The organism is Flavobacterium caseinilyticum (assembly GCF_004349085.1).
In the GTDB taxonomy this organism is placed as follows: Bacteria; Bacteroidota; Bacteroidia; order Flavobacteriales; family Flavobacteriaceae; genus Flavobacterium; species Flavobacterium caseinilyticum.
Map to the genome: position 1 here is coordinate 579,109 of NZ_SMFM01000002.1, position 22,739 is coordinate 601,847.

23 protein-coding genes are annotated in these 22,739 nt (G+C 33.2%); 10 read left to right on the forward strand and 13 right to left on the reverse strand.

Going from position 1 to position 22,739, the window contains the following annotated elements:
* Positions 1 to 45 precede the first annotated feature (45 nt).
* On the reverse strand, positions 46 to 687 hold the full coding sequence (locus tag E0F89_RS07190; protein ID WP_131909131.1) for a protein-L-isoaspartate(D-aspartate) O-methyltransferase: 642 nt from the start codon (positions 685 to 687) through the stop codon (positions 46 to 48).
* Between the two features lie 144 nt (positions 688 to 831).
* Between E0F89_RS07190 and E0F89_RS07195 the strand changes: the two genes are divergently transcribed.
* The 8 genes from E0F89_RS07195 (at position 832) to E0F89_RS07230 (ending at position 8,940) form a co-directional block, all read left to right on the forward strand.
* Positions 832 to 1,797: a Gfo/Idh/MocA family protein gene (locus tag E0F89_RS07195; protein WP_131909132.1), complete on the forward strand. Its 966-nt coding sequence runs from the start codon at positions 832 to 834 to the stop codon at positions 1,795 to 1,797.
* Between the two features lie 81 nt (positions 1,798 to 1,878).
* Complete coding sequence (locus E0F89_RS07200) at positions 1,879 to 2,766, forward strand: 3-hydroxyacyl-CoA dehydrogenase family protein (protein WP_131909133.1); 888 nt, start codon at positions 1,879 to 1,881, stop codon at positions 2,764 to 2,766.
* Between the two features lie 70 nt (positions 2,767 to 2,836).
* Positions 2,837 to 4,057 carry a DUF1015 domain-containing protein gene (locus tag E0F89_RS07205; protein WP_131909134.1) on the forward strand — a complete coding sequence of 407 codons (1,221 nt, stop codon included), beginning with the start codon at positions 2,837 to 2,839 and terminating at the stop codon, positions 4,055 to 4,057.
* Between the two features lie 34 nt (positions 4,058 to 4,091).
* Positions 4,092 to 4,751 carry a YggS family pyridoxal phosphate-dependent enzyme gene (locus E0F89_RS07210; protein WP_131909135.1) on the forward strand — a complete coding sequence of 220 codons (660 nt, stop codon included), beginning with the start codon at positions 4,092 to 4,094 and terminating at the stop codon, positions 4,749 to 4,751.
* A 96-nt stretch (positions 4,752 to 4,847) separates the two neighbouring features.
* On the forward strand, positions 4,848 to 6,209 hold the full coding sequence (locus E0F89_RS07215) for an exonuclease domain-containing protein (RefSeq protein WP_131909136.1): 1,362 nt from the start codon (positions 4,848 to 4,850) through the stop codon (positions 6,207 to 6,209).
* Between the two features lie 24 nt (positions 6,210 to 6,233).
* Positions 6,234 to 7,064 (forward strand): ion transporter, encoded by an 831-nt coding sequence (locus E0F89_RS07220; protein WP_131909137.1) that lies wholly within the window; start codon positions 6,234 to 6,236, stop codon positions 7,062 to 7,064.
* A 159-nt stretch (positions 7,065 to 7,223) separates the two neighbouring features.
* Entirely contained in the window at positions 7,224 to 8,141 is a 918-nt protein-coding gene (gene miaA, locus E0F89_RS07225) for a tRNA (adenosine(37)-N6)-dimethylallyltransferase MiaA (protein ID WP_131909138.1), read from the forward strand.
* Positions 8,142 to 8,199: 58 nt separating this feature from the next.
* Entirely contained in the window at positions 8,200 to 8,940 is a 741-nt protein-coding gene (locus E0F89_RS07230; RefSeq protein ID WP_131909139.1) for an acyl-[acyl-carrier-protein] thioesterase, read from the forward strand.
* Between the two features lie 53 nt (positions 8,941 to 8,993).
* On the opposite strand, the gene E0F89_RS07235 is transcribed toward E0F89_RS07230, so the two are convergent.
* From E0F89_RS07235 to E0F89_RS07290, 12 genes are all read right to left on the reverse strand, one after another.
* Positions 8,994 to 9,710, reverse strand: a complete 717-nt coding sequence (locus tag E0F89_RS07235) for a response regulator transcription factor (protein ID WP_113634522.1) — start codon at positions 9,708 to 9,710, stop codon at positions 8,994 to 8,996.
* A gap of 3 nt (positions 9,711 to 9,713) precedes the next feature.
* Positions 9,714 to 11,297 (reverse strand): sensor histidine kinase, encoded by a 1,584-nt coding sequence (locus tag E0F89_RS07240; protein WP_131909140.1) that lies wholly within the window; start codon positions 11,295 to 11,297, stop codon positions 9,714 to 9,716.
* 59 nt (positions 11,298 to 11,356) lie between these two features.
* Positions 11,357 to 11,953 (reverse strand): dephospho-CoA kinase, encoded by a 597-nt coding sequence (coaE, locus tag E0F89_RS07245; RefSeq protein ID WP_131909141.1) that lies wholly within the window; start codon positions 11,951 to 11,953, stop codon positions 11,357 to 11,359.
* Positions 11,954 to 11,955: 2 nt separating this feature from the next.
* A complete protein-coding gene (locus E0F89_RS07250) occupies positions 11,956 to 12,957 on the reverse strand; it encodes a glycosyltransferase (RefSeq protein ID WP_131909142.1) in 1,002 nt (333 codons plus the stop codon).
* 128 nt (positions 12,958 to 13,085) lie between these two features.
* Positions 13,086 to 14,276, reverse strand: a complete 1,191-nt coding sequence (gene fabV, locus E0F89_RS07255; protein ID WP_131909143.1) for an enoyl-ACP reductase FabV — start codon at positions 14,274 to 14,276, stop codon at positions 13,086 to 13,088.
* A gap of 79 nt (positions 14,277 to 14,355) precedes the next feature.
* Complete coding sequence (gene recN / locus E0F89_RS07260) at positions 14,356 to 16,008, reverse strand: DNA repair protein RecN (protein ID WP_131909144.1); 1,653 nt, start codon at positions 16,006 to 16,008, stop codon at positions 14,356 to 14,358.
* 56 nt (positions 16,009 to 16,064) lie between these two features.
* Positions 16,065 to 16,949: a type IX secretion system protein PorD gene (gene porD, locus E0F89_RS07265; RefSeq protein WP_131909145.1), complete on the reverse strand. Its 885-nt coding sequence runs from the start codon at positions 16,947 to 16,949 to the stop codon at positions 16,065 to 16,067.
* Entirely contained in the window at positions 16,942 to 18,153 is a 1,212-nt protein-coding gene (coaBC, locus tag E0F89_RS07270; RefSeq protein ID WP_131909146.1) for a bifunctional phosphopantothenoylcysteine decarboxylase/phosphopantothenate--cysteine ligase CoaBC, read from the reverse strand. The genes porD and coaBC overlap by 8 nt, the downstream gene beginning before the upstream one ends.
* Positions 18,154 to 18,160: 7 nt before the next feature.
* Positions 18,161 to 18,478 carry a DNA-directed RNA polymerase subunit omega gene (locus E0F89_RS07275; RefSeq protein WP_035671643.1) on the reverse strand — a complete coding sequence of 106 codons (318 nt, stop codon included), beginning with the start codon at positions 18,476 to 18,478 and terminating at the stop codon, positions 18,161 to 18,163.
* Between the two features lie 8 nt (positions 18,479 to 18,486).
* Positions 18,487 to 19,281 (reverse strand): outer membrane protein assembly factor BamD, encoded by a 795-nt coding sequence (locus tag E0F89_RS07280; RefSeq protein ID WP_131909147.1) that lies wholly within the window; start codon positions 19,279 to 19,281, stop codon positions 18,487 to 18,489.
* A gap of 128 nt (positions 19,282 to 19,409) precedes the next feature.
* Positions 19,410 to 20,297: a 4-hydroxy-tetrahydrodipicolinate synthase gene (gene dapA, locus E0F89_RS07285; RefSeq protein ID WP_131909148.1), complete on the reverse strand. Its 888-nt coding sequence runs from the start codon at positions 20,295 to 20,297 to the stop codon at positions 19,410 to 19,412.
* Between the two features lie 6 nt (positions 20,298 to 20,303).
* The gene (locus E0F89_RS07290; RefSeq protein WP_131909149.1) at positions 20,304 to 20,822 is read right to left on the reverse strand and encodes a DUF6913 domain-containing protein; all 519 of its coding nucleotides are present in this window, start codon (positions 20,820 to 20,822) and stop codon (positions 20,304 to 20,306) included.
* 47 nt (positions 20,823 to 20,869) lie between these two features.
* Between E0F89_RS07290 and E0F89_RS07295 the strand changes: the two genes are divergently transcribed.
* Both E0F89_RS07295 and E0F89_RS07300 read left to right on the forward strand, forming a co-directional pair.
* Positions 20,870 to 21,646, forward strand: a complete 777-nt coding sequence (locus E0F89_RS07295; protein ID WP_131909150.1) for a 5'-nucleotidase C-terminal domain-containing protein — start codon at positions 20,870 to 20,872, stop codon at positions 21,644 to 21,646.
* Positions 21,647 to 21,787: 141 nt separating this feature from the next.
* A complete protein-coding gene (locus tag E0F89_RS07300) occupies positions 21,788 to 22,699 on the forward strand; it encodes a bifunctional metallophosphatase/5'-nucleotidase (RefSeq protein ID WP_131909151.1) in 912 nt (303 codons plus the stop codon).
* Positions 22,700 to 22,739: the final 40 nt, after the last annotated feature.

Sequence of the window (22,739 nt, forward strand, 5' to 3'; positions counted from 1 at the left end):
CATCTTCTGCTCCCTTCCCAAAGGGAAGGGAGCAGAAGATGAATTTTAATTTTTATCTTCTAATAAAGGAACGAATCGAAACTCTCCGAACTCATGTTTTTCGAATTGTGTTTCATTTTTTCTAATCAATAAAGTCATAATCTGCACTTCTTCTCCTAGTGGAATTACCAACCTTCCTCCTATTTTTAGTTGCGCCATCAAAGGTTGAGGAATAAATGGTGCTCCCGCTGTAACAATAATGCCATCAAAAGGTGCATAATTAGGCAAACCTTTGTATCCATCTCCAAAAGAAATATGTTTGGGACGAATTCCCAACTTTGGAAATAAACCCGATGTTTTTTTGAATAATTCATTTTGTCTTTCTACACTAAATACTTTGGCACCCATCGCACACAAAACAGCAGTTTGATATCCTGAACCTGTTCCTATTTCTAAGATTTTGTCCTCTTTTTTTACTTCTAATAATTGAGACTGAAAAGCCACAGTATATGGTTGAGAAATGGTTTGTCCTGCACCAATAGGAAATGCTTTATCTTGATAAGCATAATTTTCAAAGCTGGAATCCAAAAATAAGTGCCTTGGAATCTTTTTTATCGCCTCCAAAACATTTTTATCAGTGATCCCTTTTTGCTCTAAAACGCTTACTAATTGATTCCGAAGTCCTTGATGTTTGGCTGTGTCTTTCAAAATTTACTATTTTATTTTGGTAAAAATAACAAAGAATTTCTGAATTCAAATGTTGGATTTTAAATTTTAAATTAATGTAATAATTGTCCCATATCAATAATAGATTAATCATTTTATTGCTATTTTTGTAAAAATTACATCGTTATGCTGAAAATTGGAGTATTAGGTGCTGGTCATCTAGGAAAAATACATTTGCGTTTATTACAACAATCTGATAAATATGAATTAGTCGGTTTTTATGATCCAAATCAAGAGAATGCCGAAAAAGTTTCTAAAGAATTTGGATACAAGCATTTTACTACAATTGCCACTCTTATTCATGCAGTTGATGTAATTGACATTGTTACTCCAACGCTTTCTCATTATAAATGTGCCAAAGTAGCAATCAAATCCGGTAAACACGTTTTTATTGAAAAACCCATTTCAAATACGGTTGAAGAAGCCGAAGAAATTATCACATTGGCAAAAGAATTCAATGTTAAAGGGCAAGTTGGACATGTGGAGCGTTTCAATCCAGCTTTCATCGCTACCAAAAACATGATTGAAAATCCTATGTTTATTGAAGCACACCGTCTTGCTGAATTCAACCCTCGTGGAACTGATGTTCCTGTAGTTTTAGATTTGATGATTCACGATATTGACGCTATTTTAAGTGTGGTGAAATCCAAAGTAAAAAATATTAGCGCGAGTGGAGTTTCGGTTATTAGTGATACACCAGATATTGCTAACGCGAGAATCGAATTTGAAAATGGTTGCGTAGCTAATTTAACTGCAAGCCGAATTTCGATGAAAAATATGCGTAAATCTCGTTTTTTCCAGAAAGACGCGTATATTTCCGTAGATTTTTTAGAAAAGAAATGTGAAGTAGTCAAAATGAAAGATGCTCCTGAAGTTCCCGGCGATTTTGATATGATTTTACAAAATGCGGAAGGCATAAAAAAACAAATCTATTTTTCTAATCCAGATGTAGAACCAAACAACGCAATTCTTGATGAACTTGAATCTTTTGCAGACGCTATTATTAATGAATCTGAACCTGTTGTAACATTAGAACAAGCAACTGAAGCGTTAAGAGTGGCGTACCAAATTATTGATTGTTTTAAAAAATAAATGAAATTCCTTTGAAGTTTAAGGTCTAAAGTCGTTCAAGACGACTTTAAACTTTAAACTTTTAAACTTTAAAATAAAAATATGAAAACAATAGCCGTAATCGGAGCAGGAACAATGGGGAATGGAATCGCCCATACTTTTGCACAAAGTGGTTTCACCGTAAAATTAATAGATGTTTCTGAGAAATCTTTGGATAAAGGAATGGCAACAATTGCCGCAAATTTAGACCGAATGATTGCAAAAGGAAGTATTACCCAAGAAGATAAAGCCAAAACAATCACCAATATTATAACCTATACGGATATTAAAGATGGTGTTGTAGGTGTTGATTTAGTGGTTGAAGCTGCCACGGAAAATGTAGAACTAAAACTGAATATTTTCAAGCAATTGAATGAAGCTTGTTCTCATAATACGATCTTAGCAACCAATACTTCTTCGATTTCTATTACTCAAATTGGAGCCGTTGTGGCGCATCCGGAACGCGTTATTGGGATGCACTTTATGAATCCGGTGCCAATAATGAAATTGGTGGAAATCATTCGCGGTTATAATACTTCTGACGAAGTGACTAAAACAATCATGACTCTTTCGGAGAAATTGGGAAAAACACCTGTTGAAGTAAATGATTATCCTGGTTTTGTTGCCAACAGAATTTTGATGCCAATGATCAACGAAGCTATCGAAACTTTATATAACAAGGTGGCCGGTGTTTATGAAATTGACACGGTTATGAAACTTGGAATGGGACACCCAATGGGGCCTTTGCAATTAGCTGATTTTATCGGTCTAGATGTATGTTTAGCTATTTTAAATGTAATGTACGACGGTTTCAAAAACCCAAAATATGCGCCTTGCCCGTTATTAGTCAATATGGTACGTGCAGGAAAAATGGGTGTGAAGTCTGGTGAAGGTTTCTACGACTATTCTGAAAGCAAAAAAGCAGAGAAAATTTCTAAACAATTTATATAAAGCTACCATTTACAGTCACAGTTAAAAGATTTAAATCAAAAACTGTGACTGTGACTGAAAACTACATCAGATGGCTAAAATAGTTCCTTTCAAAGCAGTTCGTCCTACTCGTGATAAGGTTTGCCTTGTTACTTGCCGTTCGTATGAAGAATATGTAAATGCTGAATTGGCGGCACAACTGGATTTCAATCCGTTGTCTTTTTTGCACATTCTAAAACCTGCTTACACCAATCAGGAAACTGTTTCTTTCGAAAAAAGATACCGCCAGGTTCATCAAAAATATGAGGATTTCAAAAATGAAATCATTTTGGTTAAAGACAAAAAACCCGCAATTTATATTCATAAAATTGTGACGAAAACACAGTCTTTTACCGGAATTATTGCCGGGACAAGTGTAGCTGATTATTGCAATAATATCATCAAAAAACATGAAGATATTATCGCGTTCCGTGTTCGATTACTAAAAGACTACATGAAATATTCTGAGTTTAATACAGAACCGGTTCTGATGACATATCCTGATAATAAAACAATTGAAAACTGGATTTTTAACTGTACTCAAAAATTAGCTGATTTTGAATTTTCAACCACCAAAAAAGAAATTCATTACTTGTGGAAAATTGAAGATGCATTAGAAATCGATTGGTTGCAAAAAATATTTGAAAAGACAAATAATCTATATATTGCTGATGGTCATCACCGAACTGAAGCATTAAAATTGTTATCTGAGGAAAATGATGATTCAGAAAATATAGCTAAAAATCACATTTTGAGCTATTTGATTTCAGAGAACAATGTCAAAATATATGAATTTAATCGTTTAATTAAAGATTTAAACGGTTTTTCGAAAGAAGATTTTGTCAAAGAGTTAGAAAAGGATTTTATTATCGAAAATAAATTTCAACAACCATTTCAACCTGCTCAAAAGCATCAGTTCGGAATGTATCTTGACAATCAATTTTACAGCTTAATTTTACGAAAAGAAAATGAAGTTTTCAATACAGCTTTAGACAGTTTAGACACTCAGATTTTATACAAAAAAGTGTTATTACCAATCCTTGCTATTGAAGATTTACGAAATGATGAACGAATAGAATATCTATCAGGAAAACAATCCGTTTTAGAAGTAAAAAACAAAATTGATCAAGGAGAATTTGAAATCGGTTTTATACTATTCCCATCAAACATTCGAGAAATAAAAGCCTTAGCAGATGCCAATCAAATTATGCCTCCAAAAAGCACGTATATTGAACCTAAATTCCGAAGCGGATTGGTAGTATATGAACTTTAGATTTCAATAACTTTTCAAAAATCAAAATATTATAATGTCAATAGCAACAAATTTACTCCAAATAAAATCCACTTTACCGGAACATGTAACCTTGGTTGCGGTTTCAAAAACCAAACCAGTTTCGGATTTAATGGAAGCCTATGAAGCCGGTCAACGCATTTTTGGAGAGAACAAAATCCAGGAAATGGCCGAGAAATGGGAACAAATGCCCAAAGACATTCAATGGCACATGATTGGTCACGTTCAGACCAATAAAGTCAAATTTATGGCGCCGTTTGTAAGCTTAATTCACGGAGTAGACAGTTTGAAATTACTTCAGGAAATCAATAAACAAGCACTAAAAAACAATAGAATTATAGATTGCTTACTACAAATTCATATTGCCGAAGAGGAAACTAAATTTGGTCTTGACGAGGAAGAACTCGCTTTACTCCTATCCTCAAACGAATTTCAGGAACTGAAAAATATTAGAATCGTTGGATTAATGGGAATGGCAACTTTCACAGATGACAAAGAACAAGTCAAAAAAGAATTCACTCATTTGAAAACTATTTTTGATAACATTAGCAGCAAAGGCGCACTGCAGTACGTCTCTACACTATCTATGGGAATGTCCGGCGATTATCAACTCGCAATTGAATGCGGAAGCACTATGGTTCGAATAGGAAGTAGTATCTTTGGGGGAAGAAATTGATTTTTGATTTGTGATCTGAGATTAACGATTTTTGATTCCAGAAGATAATATCTACTTAAAAACTGAATACTAAAAACTGAACACTGAATACTTATTTTGTACGCAATACTCGACATAGAAACCACTGGAGGACAATTTAACGAGGAGGGAATCACTGAAATTGCCATCTATAAATTTGATGGACATGAAATCGTGGATCAGTTTATTAGTTTGGTCAATCCCGAAATTCCAATTCAGCCTTTTGTGGTCAAACTCACTGGTATTAATAACGCCATGTTACAATCGGCACCGAAGTTTTTCGAAGTAGCAAAACGCATCATCGAAATGACAAATGATTGTGTAATCGTAGCTCATAATGCCTCTTTTGACTACAGAATTCTTAGAACTGAATTCCGCCGATTAGGCTATGATTATGAAGCTAAAACAATTTGCACAGTCGAACTATCAAAAAAATTATTACCCGAACAACCTTCTCATAGTTTAGGAAAATTAGTTCGTGCACTTGGAATCCCAATGGCAGACAGACATCGTGCAAGTGGAGATGCATTAGCAACAGTCAAACTATTTAAAATCCTTTTAGAAAAAGATTTAGAAAAAGAAATTGTAAAAGATTTTATTAAGCTCGAAATCGAAAAAGGAATTGCTCCCAAATTACTGGATATTGTTGCCGGATTACCCTCGAAAACTGGTGTTTATTACATTCACAACGAAAAAGGGAACCTGGTTTACATCGGCAAGAGCCGAAACATAAAAAAACGCATAAACCAGCATTTTACAGGAACTTCGCCGAAATGCAAAAAAATTCAGGCCGAAGTTTTTACCGTAACGTATGATGAAACTGGAAGTGAATTGATTGCTTTATTAAAAGAAAGTGAAGAAATAAAAATAAATAAACCCATCTTTAACAGAGCACAGCGAAAAAGTATTTTTCAACTGGCTCTATATGCTGAGAAAGATGATCAAGGTTACATTAACTTGAAACTTCAAAAAGCAGACGGCCGAAAAAAAGAAATCACCTCCTTTACTTCTATTCAAGAAGGAAAAAATGCGTTGTTCAGAATCACAGCCCATTACAATTTATGCCAAAAATTAACCGGTTTGTATCATTCTAAAACTAATTGCTTTCAATACAGTATAAAAGAGTGTGACGGCGCTTGTATTGGAAAGGTTTCGCCCGAAGAATACAATGTCAGAGTACAAAATTTTATAGAGAAAAACACCTTCGAAAACCAAAATGTAGTTTTGATTGACAAAGGCAGAACCATAAGCGAACGTTCAGCAGTTTTGATAGAAAACGGGATTTATAAAGGCTATGCTTTTTATGATTTAAACTATCAAATCAATAATATCGAAATACTAAGAAATATTATTATTCCGATGCAAAATAACCGTGATACTAAAAATATTATTCAAGGACATATCCGAAAAAATAAAACGTTAAAAACTGTGAAATTCTAAACGCATGTCAATCAGTAAATAAATATGCAAAGAATGAAGTCAAAATTCGAAGCTTTCAGACAAAGAACAAATGTAGTAATTTACGGAACCAACACGGCATCCGGACGATTATTTGATCTCGTACTTTTAGCAGTAATTCTGTTAAGTGTCGTAATTGTGATGCTCGAAACAGTTCAGGGATTCGATGTAAAATTCCACAAAGAACTAATTATATTGGAATGGATTATCACCATTTTCTTTACTTTAGAATATATTCTTAGGATTATATCGATCAAAAAGCCACTCAAATATATATTTAGTTTCTATGGAATTATTGATTTGATTGCGACTTTACCCATGTATTTCTCCTTGTTTTTTGTTGGTACCAGTATTTTAACTGTCGTTAGAGCTCTCCGTTTACTGCGTTTATTCAAAATTTTGAAGCATCCTCAATTCTCCAGCCCATCAGCACACCTAAAAGAAGCTTTGATTGCCAGCAGAGGAAAAATCTTAATTTTCATCTATTTCATGCTAATTAGCAGTATCATAATAGGTTCCGTAATGTACGTTGTTGAAGGAAAGGAAGGCGGATTCACTAGTATTCCCATTAGTATTTATTGGACCATTGTAACGCTCACGACAGTAGGTTATGGAGATATTTCGCCAATAACACCATTGGGACAAGCCATCGCGTCAGTAGTAATGATTATGGGTTATGGAATAATAGCCGTGCCCACAGGAATTGTTACGGCTGAATTTGCTAACAGCAACCGTACAAAACCTAGAGCCGAAAAAATCAATCCCTGTACGGATTGCGGAACCGAAGGTCATGAATTTAATGCCAAATACTGTTTCCATTGCGGATCAGAACTTTAATTTAATAATTAGAAGCAATTCCAGCTGTACACTGCAACTCCTCGTTATTTCAATTGTTTTTCTAAGGCATAAAAGGAGCTTCTTTCAGTCGCTCTTTTATGCCAAGAAAAACTAACTTTCATAACTGCGGGATTTCCGTTTCCATCTGGGCTAAAAAATATGAAATACCTAATTACTATAATCGGACCTACAGCGATAGGAAAAACTTCCTTAAGCATTGTTTTAGCGAATTACTTCAAATGTGAAATCATCTCCTGCGACAGCAGACAATTTTTCAAGGAAATGACTATTGGAACCGCAGTTCCCAATGAATCAGAATTAGCTGCTGCAAAACACAATTTCATCCAAAACAAATCCATATTCGAAAATTATACCGTAGGAGATTTCGAAAAAGAAGCGATTGCAAAACTGGACGAATTATTTTTGACTAATGATTATGCGATCCTAGTTGGCGGTTCCGGATTATATGTAGATGCAATTCTGAAAGGTTTTGATGAATTTCCAGAAATTGATACAAGAGTTCGTACAGAAATAAACATAAATTATGAAAAACTGGGAATTGGATATTTGCAACAAAAACTCGAAGTTTTAGATCCCGATTACTACAAAACTTTGACTATCGAGAATCCTCAAACCTTACAAAATCCACAACGAATGATGCGTTTTGTGGAGGTCTGTTTAGGTTCTGGAAAACCATATTCTTCGTTTTTAAATCAAAAACAAAACAGCCGAAACTTCGCTCCCATTTTAATTGGTCTGGAAGCGGACAGAAAAATCATTTACAACCGAATCAATCAACGCGTTGAAATCATGGTGAACGAAGGACTATTGGCTGAAGCCAAAAATCTATTTCCGAACAAAGAACTCAATGCACTGCAAACCGTGGGTTACCGAGAGTTATTCAGTTATTTTGACAAAGAAATTTCATTGGAATTTGCCATTGAAGAAATAAAGAAAAACACCCGAAGATTTTCCAAGCGCCAATTGACTTGGTTCAAAAGAAATGAAAATACCAAATGGTTTGATTTTGAAACTCCCTATGAAACTATTGTGGATTACATCAAATCAAAGAAGTAAACCAATAAATTATATGTCTAAATTACAAATTCATAATTCATAATTCATAATTATATACATGCCTATCTCTTCTAACTTCACATCTATTTTAAGCAAAGACTGGGAAATCAATTTTACACAATGTGCGCCAAATGGATTTTTAAAATACACTGATCTGTGTAATATTTTGCAATTAACGGCTGCAGCACATTCCGAAGTTGGTGGAATTAGTTTTACGGACATGCAGGAATTTGACCAAGCCTGGGTATTGAGCCGCATGCGAGTTGAAATTACAAAATTACCAAAATGGGGCGATATTGTAACTGTGAAAACATGGATTAATTCTTTGGAAAATTCTCGTTCCGTACGTGCGCTGGAAATGCATGTAAATGGGGAGAAAATTGTAGGTTCTGAGACTTTCTGGGCAGTGTTTAATACTAAAAAGCGTCGGCCGGAAGGACTGGCATTGCCGTTCGAACATTTCGAATTATATCCTGAAAAAAGAGCAACTATTGATGGTTTCTCTAAAATAAATTTTAATAATGAGAAAGAAATAGTTTTCGAAAAAATTGTCTTTTTATCCGATTTAGACATTGTAAATCATGTCAATAATGTCAAATATCTGGAATGGTGTTTGGATTTAGTGGATGAGAAATTAATTCTAAATCAGAAAATTAAAAGTTTTGAAATGAATTTCTTAAAGGAATTATCTATTAAAGATAAAGTGCTGATTCACGAAAGCATTTCTGATAATGAAACTATTTTTAGCATTACAAAAGAAGACAGAACGAGTTTTGCTTTACAATTGAATTGGAAATAAAAAAGTCCTTTCAATCCAAAAAAAAGCCTCAATTTCTTGAGGCTTGTATCTATTTATTCTGCTACTTTATTCTTAACTACTAATCTGAATCCTTCTCCGTGAATATTCAAAATTTCAACATCTTCGTCCAGTTTCAAATACTTTCTCAACTTAGCTATGTACACGTCCATACTTCTAGAAGTGAAATAGTTATCATCTCTCCAGATTTTAGTCAAGGCTAATTCTCTTGGCATCAAGTCATTTTCGTGAAGAATCAACATTTTCAATAATTCATTCTCTTTTGGAGAAAGTTTTATTGGTTCTTCATTGTTAAATGTTAAAAAACGAAGTTTTGAATTCAAATGAAATTTACCAATATTAAATTCAAATTGTACTTGTTCTGCTTTAGTGTCAGAAGATTTTCTTTGAATTATAGCTTTGATTTTCATCAACAAAACTTCAGAATCAAAAGGTTTATTCAAGTAATCGTCAGCACCAGCTTTATATCCTTTCAACACATCTTCTTTCATCGATTTTGCTGTCAAGAAAATGATTGGCACTTCATTGTTTTTTTCTCTGATTTCTTTGGCTAATGTATATCCGTCTTTGTAAGGCATCATCACATCAAGAATGCATAAATCAAAAGTATCTTTTTTGAATTTTTCAAATCCTTCCATTCCATTTTTCGCCAAAGTGACATCAAAATCATTTAGCATTAAATAATCTTTTAAAACTGCACCAAAATTAAGATCATCTTCGACTAGAAGTATTTTTTTATTTACATTTTCCATATTCTAATTTATTAATGGTAATTTTATTATGAAGGTACTCCCTTTTCCCTTTTCACTTTCTACATATACTTGACCGTGATGGTCTTCAACAATTCTTTTTACATATGCTAAACCCAATCCGTGACCTTTCACATTATGAATATCTCCGGTGTGTTCTCTGTAAAACTTTTCAAAAATTCTTTTCTGCGCTATTTTGCTCATCCCAAGTCCACTATCTTTCACTTTAATTATCACCATATCCTTGATGTTTTCAGTAAAGATTTCAATTTCAGGAACATTTGGCGAGTATTTTACCGCATTTTCTAAAATATTCACAATCACATTGGTAAAATGAACATCATTTATTAAAACTGTTGTTCTAATGGCTTTAAAGTGGCAAGTAATTGTTCCTTGCCTATCTTCTAAAATCAAATTAACATGATCAATTGCATCTTCTATAATCTCATGTATGTTATTCGATTCCTTAGTAATATCTAATTCTTTTTTTTCTAATTTAGAAATTCGAAGCACATTTTCAACTTGTGCATGCATGCGTTTATTTTCGTCCTTAATCATTTGCAGGTATCTTAAAACCTTTTCCTTATCATCGATTATTTTTGGATTTTTAATCGCATCAAGCGCTAAATTTATAGTTGCAATTGGTGTTTTGAATTCGTGTGTCATATTATTAATGAAATCGTTTTTTATTTCAGAAATTTGACGTTGACGAATTAATTGATTTAATGCACTTGTATAAGCAATTAAAATAATCAGTGTAAAAACAATTGAAAGAACGGTTATACTTACGAGCTCAGATAATAAAAATTTCTTTTTAAGAGGAAATGTAACTAACAATTGGTATTTACTGTTCCCCTCATTATCCGTAAAAATCGGAATAGAATACGTGGATTCTTTATCGTATTTAAAATCGTTTGATTTAATTTTCGTAGCTAGATTATCACTATAGATACCAAATTCAAATCGTGTTTCAATTCCATATTCCTCTAATTCTTTTTTAATTAATTTCTGCAAAATATCATTGGAAACCCGTTCTTCAAGTGGCATTGCAGAAAGAACATCCTTTGCAGAAATTTCAAAAAGAGCATTATCCAAAATATCCAAATTTCCTGATTTTTCTATTCTAATATCGGGAATCAAACTTTTGCTAACACCGGAATTGTCAACAGAATTATTGTTGTAAACTTCAGTCACACGTTTAGAGCTGAAGCTCTTAAATTTTTCACTATCAAATTTTTTATCAAAGAACGTTGGTGAAATATTATAATCTTCAGATATTATGCTGTTCGAATAAATAATGGTTTTATTCGTTTTCGGATTTTTCTGAACATAATAAAACTGTAATAAATCATCTTTTTCAGGAAGTTTACCAGTACTATCCTTAATACGATTTATTTTATCATAAAAATTATAGGTTTCTTGCTTTTGGATCTTATCCGCCACGTTACCTATGACTTGTTTAACATGAAATTTAAACTGTTCATCATTATTTTTGAATGATGTGTTGAACCAATATACTTGTACAAGAATTATCCCAATCAGAGACAAACTCATCAGTAAAACAAGTAACCTAAAAAAAAGTTTATTCATCGAAACAAATTTAGTATTTTAACAATATATTAAATAATAGATTAACCAAACATTAACACCTATGTATCTTTTTGTTTAATCTTTAAAATTTTAAGAATTCGGTCAATTTCAAATTTTGTAGTTTCAATAGAAGTATTTTCGATAACGAAATCGCTTTTGGGGATGCGTTTTTCATCTGTCCACTGTGCATCCATTCGTTTTGAAATAAGTTCACGAGTAGTTTTATCCCTTTCAAGAACCCGCTGAATCCTTGTCTCTACAGGTGCTGTAACTGTTATTATCAAATCGCAATTTTTATAACTGCCACTTTCAAATAAAATTGCAGCTTCATAAATCACATAAGGAACATTTTTATGTTGTAAAAGCCAATGTTCAAAATGCTTTTTTACGGCAGGGTGAACAATATTGTTAAGTTTTTCTAATTTCAAAGAGTCACTAAAGACAATTTTAGCCAATTCTGCTCTATTTAACTTTTCGTTTTCAAAAACAGTATCGCCAAAAATATCTTTAACAGCAATTATAATTTCTGAAGATTGCATGATTTTTCTGGCTTCATCATCAGCAATATAAACTGGAATTCCAAAATCTTCAAAATATTTTGCAACGGTAGTTTTTCCGCTTCCAATGCCACCTGTTAAACCAATAATTTTAGTCATATTTACACTTTAAAAAATAATTCGGGAAAAGCATCTTGCGGTTTTTGCTTTAAAATGATCACTTTGTAATAGGATTTTATAAAGCCTAAACCATAACCATAAAATTGTTTCCAGACCGCTACGAGCGATAAATAGCCAATTTTTAAACTCTTATTTTGATAAGAAGACACCAAAAATAATACCAAAAAGTAAACAAAATATAGTTGGAGCAGGAAGTCAAAATTAAAAAGTAACATTGCAAAAAAGGAAGTAAAAAAACCAACAATAAATACTGATGGAAAGAAAAAAGTGAGTTTATTGTATTTTGGATACCAACTATTTAAAATAGGTCGTGCTTTTCCAAATTTATTAACCTGAATTGAAAATTTTTCCCAATCAATTCTTCTCTTATGGTACACATAAGCCTTAGAAAAAAGTTTGGTTTCAAAACCTAAATTCCACAAACGAATCGATAAATCCGGATCTTCACCGGGATGAATATTTCCAAAACCTTTTGATGCTTCAAAAGCTTTACGAGACAATCCCATATTAAAACTCCGTGGCTGAAACTTACCAATTTTTTCAGAACCTCCGCGTATTCCGCCCGTTGTCAGAAACGATGTCATTGCAAAATTGATTGCTTTTTGTATATCTGAAAAGCTATCTAAAGCTTTATCCGGCCCTCCAAAGCAGTCTGTATAATTTTGGTTTAATGCCATGTCAACTTCTGATAGATACTCTTTTGGAATAATACAATCCGAATCGAAAATGACAAAATAATCTCCTTTCGCCATTTTCATTCCGAAATTTCTTGAATCACCAGGACCGGAATTCTTCTTGTAATAATATGAAATATCAAGCCTAGTACCATATTTTTCAACTACATTTTTGCAATCTACAGTGGATCCATCTTCTACCACCACAATCTCAAATTTTTCTTTGTACGTTGAGTGAATTAAACTTGCTAAAAGTTCATCAACTTCCTCGGGGCGATTATAAACGGGTATGATTAGGGAAAATAACATAAATTACGAATGTGGTATTAATGTGTGTTTTTTGATTAAAAAGTCTAAACAAATGTAGTCTTTATCAATAAAAAAACCATCAACTATTAATTGATGGTTTTGTAAATAATATATTTTGTACCACACTTTTACGCGATACTTTCGATCTTTACTACTTCGTTTGTATCTGCTTTGTAATCAACTCCTTCTACATCAAAACCAAATAAATTGTAAAAATCTTTTCTGTATCCTTCTAAATCACCTATTTCAGATAGATTTTCAGTTACTGCTTCAATCCACAATTTAGCCACTTTTTCCTGAACATCAGGACGCATTTCTAAATCGTCAATACGGATTCTTCCTTTTTCATCTACAGGAACTTCGTTACCTGTGTATAATCTTTCTTGATACAAACGCTGAATTTGTTCGATACATCCTTCATGAATTCCTTCTTCTTTCATTATTTTATACAATAAAGAAATATACAATGGAATAACTGGAATAGCAGAACTGGCCTGCGTCACCAATGCTTTATTTACAGAAACAAATGCTTTTCCATCGATCTCGGCTAAAGTGTCAGTGATAGCAAATGCAGTCGCTTCAAGATGATCTTTGGCACGACCAATTGTTCCTTTTCTATAAACTGCCTCAGTCAAGGCGGGCCCAATGTAAGAGTACGCTACAGTTATTGCTCCCGGAGCAAGCAGATTGTCAGCTTTTAAAGCATCAATCCACATGGCCCAATCTTCTCCACCCATTACCGCAACGGTATTAGCAATTTCTTCTTCATTACACGGTTGAATAGAAATTTCAGAAACTTTGCCTGAATGAAAATCAACGGTTTTATTAGTAAAAGTACTTCCAATTGGTTTCAAAACTGAACGATGTAGTACCCCCGTGACAGGATGTAAACGAACTGGTGATGCTAAACTATAGATAATCAGATCCACTTGACCTAAATCTTCTTTTATCAGATCTAATGTTTGCTGCTTTATTTCATTCGAAAATGCATCACCATTGACACTTTTTGCATATAAACCTGCTTTATGCGCTTCCTTTTCAAAAGCTGCAGAATTATACCAACCTGGAGAAGCTGTTTTACCTTCGGAAGGTTCTTTTTCAAAAAATACACCAATAGTTGCTGCATCAGAACTGAAAGCACTTGTAATTCTGGATGCTAAACCAAATCCAGTTGAAGCTCCAATTACCAGAACTTTTTTAGCCCCGTTACTGTGCCCTTTAGATTTTATATATTCGATCTGATTTTTCACATTTTGTTCGCATCCCTTTGGGTGAGATGTTGTACAAATAAATCCTCTCATTCTAGGTTCTATAATCATATTTGGTTTAATTTAATTTTTTATCTAATTCTTTTTAGCTTTATTAAAAAGTAAAAAAGTACAAAGATAGAGCAAAATATTAGTTCAGCAAGGCTTTAGCATGATTTAAGGCCGATTCTGAAACTACCGTTCCAGATAACATTTGGGCAATTTCGGCTACTCTTTCTTGTCCATTTAATAACTTCAATTCGGATTGTGTGTTCTCACCATCAGTTGATTTGAATACTTTGAAATGTGCATTTCCTTTTGCAGCGATTTGGGGCAAATGAGTAATGGCAAAAATTTGCATCTCGTGACTCATTTCCTTCATAATTTCACCCATTCTAATAGCAATCTCTCCAGAAACACCAGTGTCAATTTCATCAAAAATCAATGTTGGTAATTTTGAATATTGTGCCAAAATTGCTTTAACAGCCAGCATAATTCTGGACATTTCCCCGCCAGAAGCAACTTTTTTCAACAAACCGAAATCTGTTCCTTTATTGGCAGAAAACAGAAACTGAAGTTCATCTTTACCATTTTGAAAATAAGTTGAAGTCTCGTTAAGTTCAATTTTAAAGCGCACATTCGGCATTCCCAAGGTTTCTAATATCGCAATCAGTTTTTGAGATAGAACAGGAATAGATTCTAAGCGATTACTATGAATTATAGCAGATATTGCGTCTAATGTAACTGTTTTTTGTTCGGTTGATTGAATCAATGCTTTAATTTCTTCTTCTATATTTCCTAATTCTAAAACTGAATTTTCTAAGTTAATTTGAATTTCCAGTAATTCATCCACCGTATTTACCTGATGTTTCTTTTGCAAATTAAAAATAACCTGTAGCTTTTGGCTAATTAAATCCAATTGCTCCGGATCATTTATAAGTTTTTCTGAGCAGCGGTTCATTTCATCTGAAATATCATTAAACTCGATTGTTAAACTTGTAATTCTTTCTAACAAAGAATGGTATTCTGTTGAAAAAGGAGCGATCTTTTGTAATGAAATTTTAATTTCTTTCAAATTATTCAAGACTCCAATTTGTTCATCATTAGCGATAGCTAAAGATTTATCAATCGATTCTTTTATAATCTCAACATTGTTCAATTGTTCAAAATTAGCCTCAAGAGTCTCTTGCTCGCCAGATTTTAATTGGGCTGTAACTAATTCATCCAACAAAAAAGTATTGTATTCTTGCTCTTGCCTCGCTTCACTTTGTCTCTTCAGCAGCGAATTCAATTTAGCTTTATCGGATTTATAGGTTTTTAAAAGAACTTGATAGTCCAAAATCGACTCTTTATTGCTTGCAATAGCATCGATAATGTCGAACTGCACATTTTGATCGGAAAGTTCCTGAGTTTGCTGTTGCGAATGAATGTCAATTAAAAACAGACTCAGTTCCTGAAGTTCCTGAAGATTTACGGGACTGTCGTTTATAAAAGCTCTTGATTTTCCCGACGGCAGAATTTCACGTCTAATAATTGTTTCCGGTTCATAATCCAAATCATTCGATTCAAAAAAAGAAAGCAGATTATACTTAGAAATTTCAAAATGAGCTTCTATAATACATTTCTCTTCCTTGTTTTTTAAAGAAGTTAAGTCGGCTCTTTTTCCTAAAACCATACCCAATGCGCCCAAAATTATTGATTTTCCTGCACCGGTTTCTCCCGTAATCGTTGAAAACCCTTTTGAAAAATCGATAGTCAATTTTTCTATTAGAGCATAGTTTTTTATCGAAAGTGACGTTATCATCTATATATTTTTTTGTGAGTGGAAGCTATCGATTAAACTAAAAAATTGAAGAACAATTAATATTTTATTAGCACCCATTTACTTGAATTCAAAGGGGATATTTTATTCAGATTATCGACTAAATCTGATATCGTGATACTTGGACCACCAGAAAATACGGAAACGATCTCATCAGATTTAGCATCAAAAAAGACACGGGTTAAAAACGCGTTGGGTCTGGATGCATTTAATTTTGATAAACTTATCAACGACGATTTTATTTTTTCTTTTGAAGATTTTGAATCCTGACTCATTAAGTCTAATCCGCTATGATATTCGAACATAGATTGTCGGATTTGTTTGAATGTTGGCGATAGCATATCGTTTATTAAAAAATAACGATTTTGATTTCCGTCTGCCTGACTCCATCCTTTTGATCCTCCTTGTTGCGCTACATTTGAAATGTTTTGAGCAATATCAAAATTTGGATTTCCAGATTCCAAAACAAATGTATCAGCATCCATTCCCAAAATCATATAACTGTAAAAAGCAATTACAGAAACTAGATTCGAATCAAAACTAGCTGGATTAAAAATTAAATTTTCAAACTCCGTGTATCTAAAACTAAAGTCTTTGTCATTGTAGTTTAGTACAGGCGATGAGTAGGAGGAGTTAAAAATTGGCCTTGATGACTGCACTTGCAGAGTAGCGGTAAATTGATCGGCAGTGTTTGTAGAAACCGTAATATACATAGAACAATTAATCTTTTCATTTTGTTTAAAACTTTGGCCTGTCCAATCCGTTTTATTTACAAATTCACTAATTGATGTTTCTAGTGTTTTAAAAACCTGCAGATTTGCATTACTTAATTGTTGTGCATTTACTGTGACAGTACAATTCAACTGTTGCGCTTGTGTAAGCCCAAAAGTCATTAATACCAGAAAAGTAACTAATTTATACATCAAAATGTGCTATTACTTTATTTAATATATCATCGGCAACTGCCTCTTTGGATTTCAATTCCATCGCTTCAACAGTAAAAAACTTATCTATAAAGGTAACCTTATTTGTATCTTTTCCAAAACCTGCTCCTTTATCTTGCAGAGAATTTAGAACTATCAAATCTAAGTTTTTTTTCTGAATTTTCAACTTTGCATTTTCAATTTCATTTTCTGTTTCCAATGCAAAACCGATTAAAAACTGATTTTCTTTAATTTGTCCTAAAGAAGCCAAGATATCTTTTGTCTTCTCCATTTCAATGTTGAAATCGTCCGCACTCTTTTTTATCTTTTGCAGAGCCACCCTCTTAGGCTTATAATCTGCTACTGCAGCAGCAGCAATGACAACATCTGCGTTAGCATAATAGTGATGGCAGGCATCGTACATTTCCTGAGCAGAAACTACAGGAATCACTTGTATTAACGAATTCGTTGCTTTACAATGGGTAGGCCCAGAAACTAAAATCACCGAAGCACCAAGATTTGCAGCGCTTAAGGCAATGTCAAAACCCATTTTTCCCGAAGAATGATTTCCTATAAAACGCACAGGATCAATCGCTTCGTATGTGGGGCCGGCAGTAATTAATATTTTTTTTCCTTTTAATGGTAATCTGCTTTCTACATCAGCTTCGATAAACGCGACAATATGTTCTGGCTCAGCCATTCTTCCTTCACCCGCTAATCCGCTTGCCAATTCACCGGTCTCTGCAGGAATTATAGCATCACCAAATTCAGTTAGTGAGAAAAAATTAGCAATGGTGGATGGATGTTTGTACATGTCCAAATCCATTGCAGGCGCAAAATAAACAGGACATTTTGCAGATAAATAGGCCGCAATCAATAAATTATCGCAAGTACCGTTTGCCATTTTAGACAATGTATTTGCAGTAGCCGGAGCAATAACCATTAAATCAGCCCAAAGTGCTAATTCAACATGATTGTTCCATTTTTCATTTTCGTCATCTTGATTGTAAAAGCTGGAAAATACAGGATTTTTGGATAACGTGGATAATGTAAGAGGTGTTACAAAATCCTTAGAAGCAGGTGTCATTATCACTTGGACATGTGCACCTGCTTTTATGAAAAGTCGTACTAATGATGCTGTTTTATAGGCTGCTATTCCACCAGAAACTCCCAGTAGAATTTTCTTACCGCTTAAAACTGACATCGTACAATTATTTATTTGAATCTCTGTGGTAGATTTTACCGTCTAACCATTCTTGAACTGCTAAAGCGTGTGGCTTCGGTAATTTTTCGTAGAATTTTGAAACCTCAATTTGTTCCTTGTTCTCAAAAACTTCTTCAAGACTGTCATTATATGTAGCAAATTCTTCCAGTTTTTCAGTCAATTCTTTTTTGATTTCAGAATTGATTTGGTTTGCTCTTTTAGCCATAATGGTTATCGCTTCATACACGTTTCCAGTAGGTTCTTCAATAACATTCTTGTTGTAGGTTATTGTATTTACCGGAGCATTCGTCTTTTTTAAATCCATGACTTTATTTATTTAGTAAAATTTTGTAAATCTTTATCTATTCGAACTAACATTACGTCAGCTGTTTTTTTGTATTTGGTATTCGCATAAAACTTTATAAGATTTGAATGCGCCGCTTTTGCAACATTTAATCTTTCTTCCATTTTCGCAGGAATACTGTTAATGGCTAATTGGTAAGCAGAATCATATTTATAAAATAGGGCATCTTCTTTAAATGGCGTTCCAGGATAGTCAGCAACAAAATTATCTAAAGCAACGATTGCCGATTTAAAATCTGAAATCGTATGATAGCCCTTCGCATTTTCAAATACTTTTTTCTCTATTTTTTCGCTCAGTACTTTTACAGACGCGTTAGCCTCTGACAAGTATTCAGAATTAGGATACGTATCAATAAATGTTTGTAATTTATCCAATGCTTTTGTAGTATCCGTTTGGTCCAAACTATAGACTGGTGACAACATAGAGTAGCTTCTTGCTCCCAAATATGCCGCTTCCTGTAATTTTTCACTTTTTGGATATCCTGAAACAAAGCTTTCAAACTGAAAACCCGCTAAATAATATTGTTTTGTCTTATAATAGGATTGAGCAAACATGTAAAATAATTTTTCAGCTTGCGGTTTCCCTCGGTATGCTGGAGCTATTTGTTCAAAAATACGAATCGCCTTAGTATATTTTCCTGCATCGTACAATTTAGTTGCCATATCAAATTTTACAGCGACATCTTCGGTTTTTAATGCTTTTTGATATTCATTACAAGAGCTGAAAACAGCGACAAGAAGCAATAGATATATAATTTTTTTCATTTTTTTACTTTTATTATGCTTTCTTGGTTGAAACAACCTATAAAATCATACCGAAGTTGCGGTGGCAAATTTAGTTAATAATTTAGCGACTTCAAAATATATTTTTTGTTTAAAAACAGCTACTTTTTTTACCCTTGCTTATTGATTTTTTCAACAAATTCATCAATTCTGCTTGCTAGTGAATTATCTACTTTTACTAATGGCAAACGCACTGTGTTTTCAGAAATTCCTTGTGACAGAAACACTTGTTTGATTCCTGCTGGATTTCCTTGTTCAAAAATCATATCAATACAATCTGCCAAAAGGTATTGTGTTTTGAAAGCTTCGTCCACTTTACGATTCAATCCCAATCGAATCATTTCTGAAAATTCTTTAGGAAAGCCTTGTCCAATAACAGAGATTACACCTGATCCTCCTGCCAAAACCATCGGCAAAGCAATCATATCATCACCAGAAATTACCAAAAAATCTTTTGGTTTATCTTTTAGTAATTGCATCGCCTGAACAAGATCTCCAGCCGCTTCTTTAATAGCGATCACATTTCCAAAATCATTAGCCAAACGCAAAACAGTTGAAGGCAACATATTACTAGCGGTTCTTCCCGGAACATTGTATAAAATTACCGGGATTGGAGAAGCCTCAGCTACTGCTTTAAAATGCTGATAAATTCCTTCTTGTGTCGGTTTATTGTAATACGGCGAAACGGAAAGTATTGCTGCAAATGCAGATAAATCTCTAGTCTTTAATTCTTCAACTACTTTTAAAGTATTATTTCCACCCACTCCCAAAACTAATGGCAAAGCGCCATTATTGGCTTCTATTACGGTATTGATAACTATTTCTTTTTCGTCCTGAGACAAAGTTGCATTTTCTGCAGTAGTACCTAAAACGACAAGATATTCTATTCCTCCGTCAATTGAAAAATTTACAATTCTTTTTAATGCTTCGGTGTCAATTGAAAAATCTTGTTTAAATGGAGTTACCAGAGCAACACCAGTTCCTATTAATGATTGCATATTATTTTATATTTTTTTTAATAATTTTAAATATTTGAATAGCTCACCTACAAAAATGCGATAACTATTTACCTCTGTTTTAATCATGAAATGATTTAATCGTTTGTCGATGGATGAAAAACCAACCTTAAATTCTGCTTCAGAATTATACGTAATTTGCAACAAAATGGGTATTTCTATGTCGTAATAACTGATCAACAAATCAAACTTTTCATCGACAAAATTATTTAACTCAGTTGATGAAAATTTTCCGTTCCATGTGATGTGTCCTGAATTGAAGATGGGAAATGTATTCTCTGCTGTTTTCCTGACTGTATCTTTGTAAAGAATCGTTGTTATATCATTTGGCTTTATCCCGTTAGCTATCAACTCTTTGATTAGTAATTCCGTTTCAGTAAAACGAGTGGCATCAACCACTAAACCAATTGTTTTCACAACATTATTTGACAAATCATTTTTTAAATTTTGCAAGCTATTTTTTAATGTTTTTTTTAGTAAAAAATTCTTTATATAATTTAAAAACATATTACTTTTACTTGATTACAAAATTAATTAAATAAGTCGCATTTAAAATGGTAAATCTAAAAAAGTATAACGACGTTTCTAAACTTTTTGTTATATTCTTAACATTTTTATTTGTTGCCTCTTGCAGCAAACAAAATTACGTCACTAAAATAGAAGGAAAACGAATTCCTATCACTGAAAAGGAAAATCAAGTTCCTGCAATTGAAAATTTTATAAAGCCATATCGGGAACATATCAACAAAGATTTAGATAGCGTTCTGGCTTATTGTCCGGAAACATTGGATAAAAGCACGGGTAAATGGCAAACTACAATTGGTAATTTGATGGCTGATGTTACTTTAATGAGAGGAAATATCGTATTTCAAGCCAGAGAACAAAAGAATATTGATATTTGTTTGCTCAATAGCGGAGGGATTCGTTCCATACTTCCAAAAGGAAATGTAACAGCCAGAACAGCTTTTGAAATTATGCCTTTTGAAAACAGTTTGGTTGTTATTGCATTAAAAGGAGAACAAATTCTTGAGATGGTCGACTTTTTTATTACTGAAAAGAAACCACATCCATTATCAGGTGTAACCTTTACTATTGATAAAAATAATGTTGCCAAAAATATTTTAGTTCAAGGGAAACCTGTTCAAAAAGAGACCATTTATTATGTAGGAACTAATGATTATTTGTCTAATGGCGGAGACAATATGAATTTCTTTAAAAAAGGAGTTCAAAAATTTGATTTAGAGTACAAACTACGAAATATCCTGATTGATTATTTTAAAGAAGTGGATACCATTCCTGTAATAAAAGATGTTAGAATTACAGTTGAATAAAAAACAAGCATAAAACAACCGAAAGTAATTTTGAAAACATAAAGCCCTAGCCCTGATTGAAGTGAAAATCCTTTTTTATCGTTTTTTAACGATAAAAAAGATTGTAACGAAAAGCGGGAAATAGCTCCAAAAAAATATAAAATGAAAAGAAGAGAATTTATAGAGAAAACAGCTGCTGGTTCAGCATTAATAGGTTTAGGTGTATCATTGAGCAGTTTTGAGTCGGCAAAAACCAGACAACTTACGGTTTTACACACGAATGATGTTCACAGTTATATTGATCCTTTCCCTGCGGATCATCCCCGCAATGCAAATATGGGTGGCGTGGCACGAAGAGCAGCCTTGATTGAAACGATTCGGAAAGAAAATCCAAACGTGTTACTATTGGACGCTGGTGATATTTTTCAGGGAACGCCATATTTTAATTATTACGGAGGCGAATTAGAGTTTAAATTGATGAGTATGATGCAGTACGATGCGTCTACAATAGGAAATCATGATTTTGATAATGGTGTTGAAGGTTTGCATGCGCAAATGCCCCATGCTAAATTTGAATTCCTGTCCGCCAATTACGATTTTAAAAATACAGTAATGGATGGTTTTGTAAAACCGTATAAAATATTCAATAAAAACGGAATAAAAGTAGGTGTATTTGGACTTGGAATAGAGCTTGCAGGATTGGTTGACAAAGGAATGTACAAAGAAACCGTGTACAATAATCCTGTGGAAACGGCTCAGGATATGGTTCGGATTTTAAAGAAAGAAAAGCAATGTGATATCGTGATTTGTTTATCTCATTTAGGTTACAGATACAGAGATGAGCCTAATAAAATTTCTGATTTAAAATTAGCTGAACTAACTCAGGATATTGACTTAATAATTGGCGGTCACACCCATACTTTTTTAGACAAACCTACAGTTGCGAAGAATCTTTTGGGCAAAGAAGTTTTAGTAAATCAGGTAGGATGCTATGGCATTAACTTAGGACGAATAGATTTTTATGTAGATAACAATAAAGCTAAAGCTTTTGAAGGAAAATCGATTATAGTGTAACTATAATCGATTTTTTTTATTTGAAATAAACTTCAATAGT

Excerpts from the sequence above, each read along its gene's own strand:
- E0F89_RS07195 (WP_131909132.1), top strand. The coding sequence starts at position 832 with ATGCTGAAAATTGGAGTATTAGGTGCTGGTCATCTAGGAAAAATACAT.
- E0F89_RS07200 (WP_131909133.1), top strand. The coding sequence starts at position 1,879 with ATGAAAACAATAGCCGTAATCGGAGCAGGAACAATGGGGAATGGAATC.
- E0F89_RS07205 (WP_131909134.1), top strand. The coding sequence starts at position 2,837 with ATGGCTAAAATAGTTCCTTTCAAAGCAGTTCGTCCTACTCGTGATAAG.
- E0F89_RS07210 (WP_131909135.1), top strand. The coding sequence starts at position 4,092 with ATGTCAATAGCAACAAATTTACTCCAAATAAAATCCACTTTACCGGAA.
- E0F89_RS07220 (WP_131909137.1), top strand. The coding sequence starts at position 6,234 with ATGCAAAGAATGAAGTCAAAATTCGAAGCTTTCAGACAAAGAACAAAT.
- miaA (WP_131909138.1), top strand. The coding sequence starts at position 7,224 with ATGAAATACCTAATTACTATAATCGGACCTACAGCGATAGGAAAAACT.
- E0F89_RS07230 (WP_131909139.1), top strand. The coding sequence starts at position 8,200 with ATGCCTATCTCTTCTAACTTCACATCTATTTTAAGCAAAGACTGGGAA.
- E0F89_RS07235 (WP_113634522.1), bottom strand. The coding sequence starts at position 9,710 with ATGGAAAATGTAAATAAAAAAATACTTCTAGTCGAAGATGATCTTAAT.
- E0F89_RS07240 (WP_131909140.1), bottom strand. The coding sequence starts at position 11,297 with ATGAATAAACTTTTTTTTAGGTTACTTGTTTTACTGATGAGTTTGTCT.
- coaE (WP_131909141.1), bottom strand. The coding sequence starts at position 11,953 with ATGACTAAAATTATTGGTTTAACAGGTGGCATTGGAAGCGGAAAAACT.
- E0F89_RS07250 (WP_131909142.1), bottom strand. The coding sequence starts at position 12,957 with ATGTTATTTTCCCTAATCATACCCGTTTATAATCGCCCCGAGGAAGTT.
- fabV (WP_131909143.1), bottom strand. The coding sequence starts at position 14,276 with ATGATTATAGAACCTAGAATGAGAGGATTTATTTGTACAACATCTCAC.
- recN (WP_131909144.1), bottom strand. The coding sequence starts at position 16,008 with ATGATAACGTCACTTTCGATAAAAAACTATGCTCTAATAGAAAAATTG.
- porD (WP_131909145.1), bottom strand. The coding sequence starts at position 16,949 with ATGTATAAATTAGTTACTTTTCTGGTATTAATGACTTTTGGGCTTACA.
- coaBC (WP_131909146.1), bottom strand. The coding sequence starts at position 18,153 with ATGTCAGTTTTAAGCGGTAAGAAAATTCTACTGGGAGTTTCTGGTGGA.
- E0F89_RS07275 (WP_035671643.1), bottom strand. The coding sequence starts at position 18,478 with ATGGATTTAAAAAAGACGAATGCTCCGGTAAATACAATAACCTACAAC.
- E0F89_RS07280 (WP_131909147.1), bottom strand. The coding sequence starts at position 19,281 with ATGAAAAAAATTATATATCTATTGCTTCTTGTCGCTGTTTTCAGCTCT.
- dapA (WP_131909148.1), bottom strand. The coding sequence starts at position 20,297 with ATGCAATCATTAATAGGAACTGGTGTTGCTCTGGTAACTCCATTTAAA.
- E0F89_RS07290 (WP_131909149.1), bottom strand. The coding sequence starts at position 20,822 with ATGTTTTTAAATTATATAAAGAATTTTTTACTAAAAAAAACATTAAAA.
- E0F89_RS07295 (WP_131909150.1), top strand. The coding sequence starts at position 20,870 with ATGGTAAATCTAAAAAAGTATAACGACGTTTCTAAACTTTTTGTTATA.
- E0F89_RS07300 (WP_131909151.1), top strand. The coding sequence starts at position 21,788 with ATGAAAAGAAGAGAATTTATAGAGAAAACAGCTGCTGGTTCAGCATTA.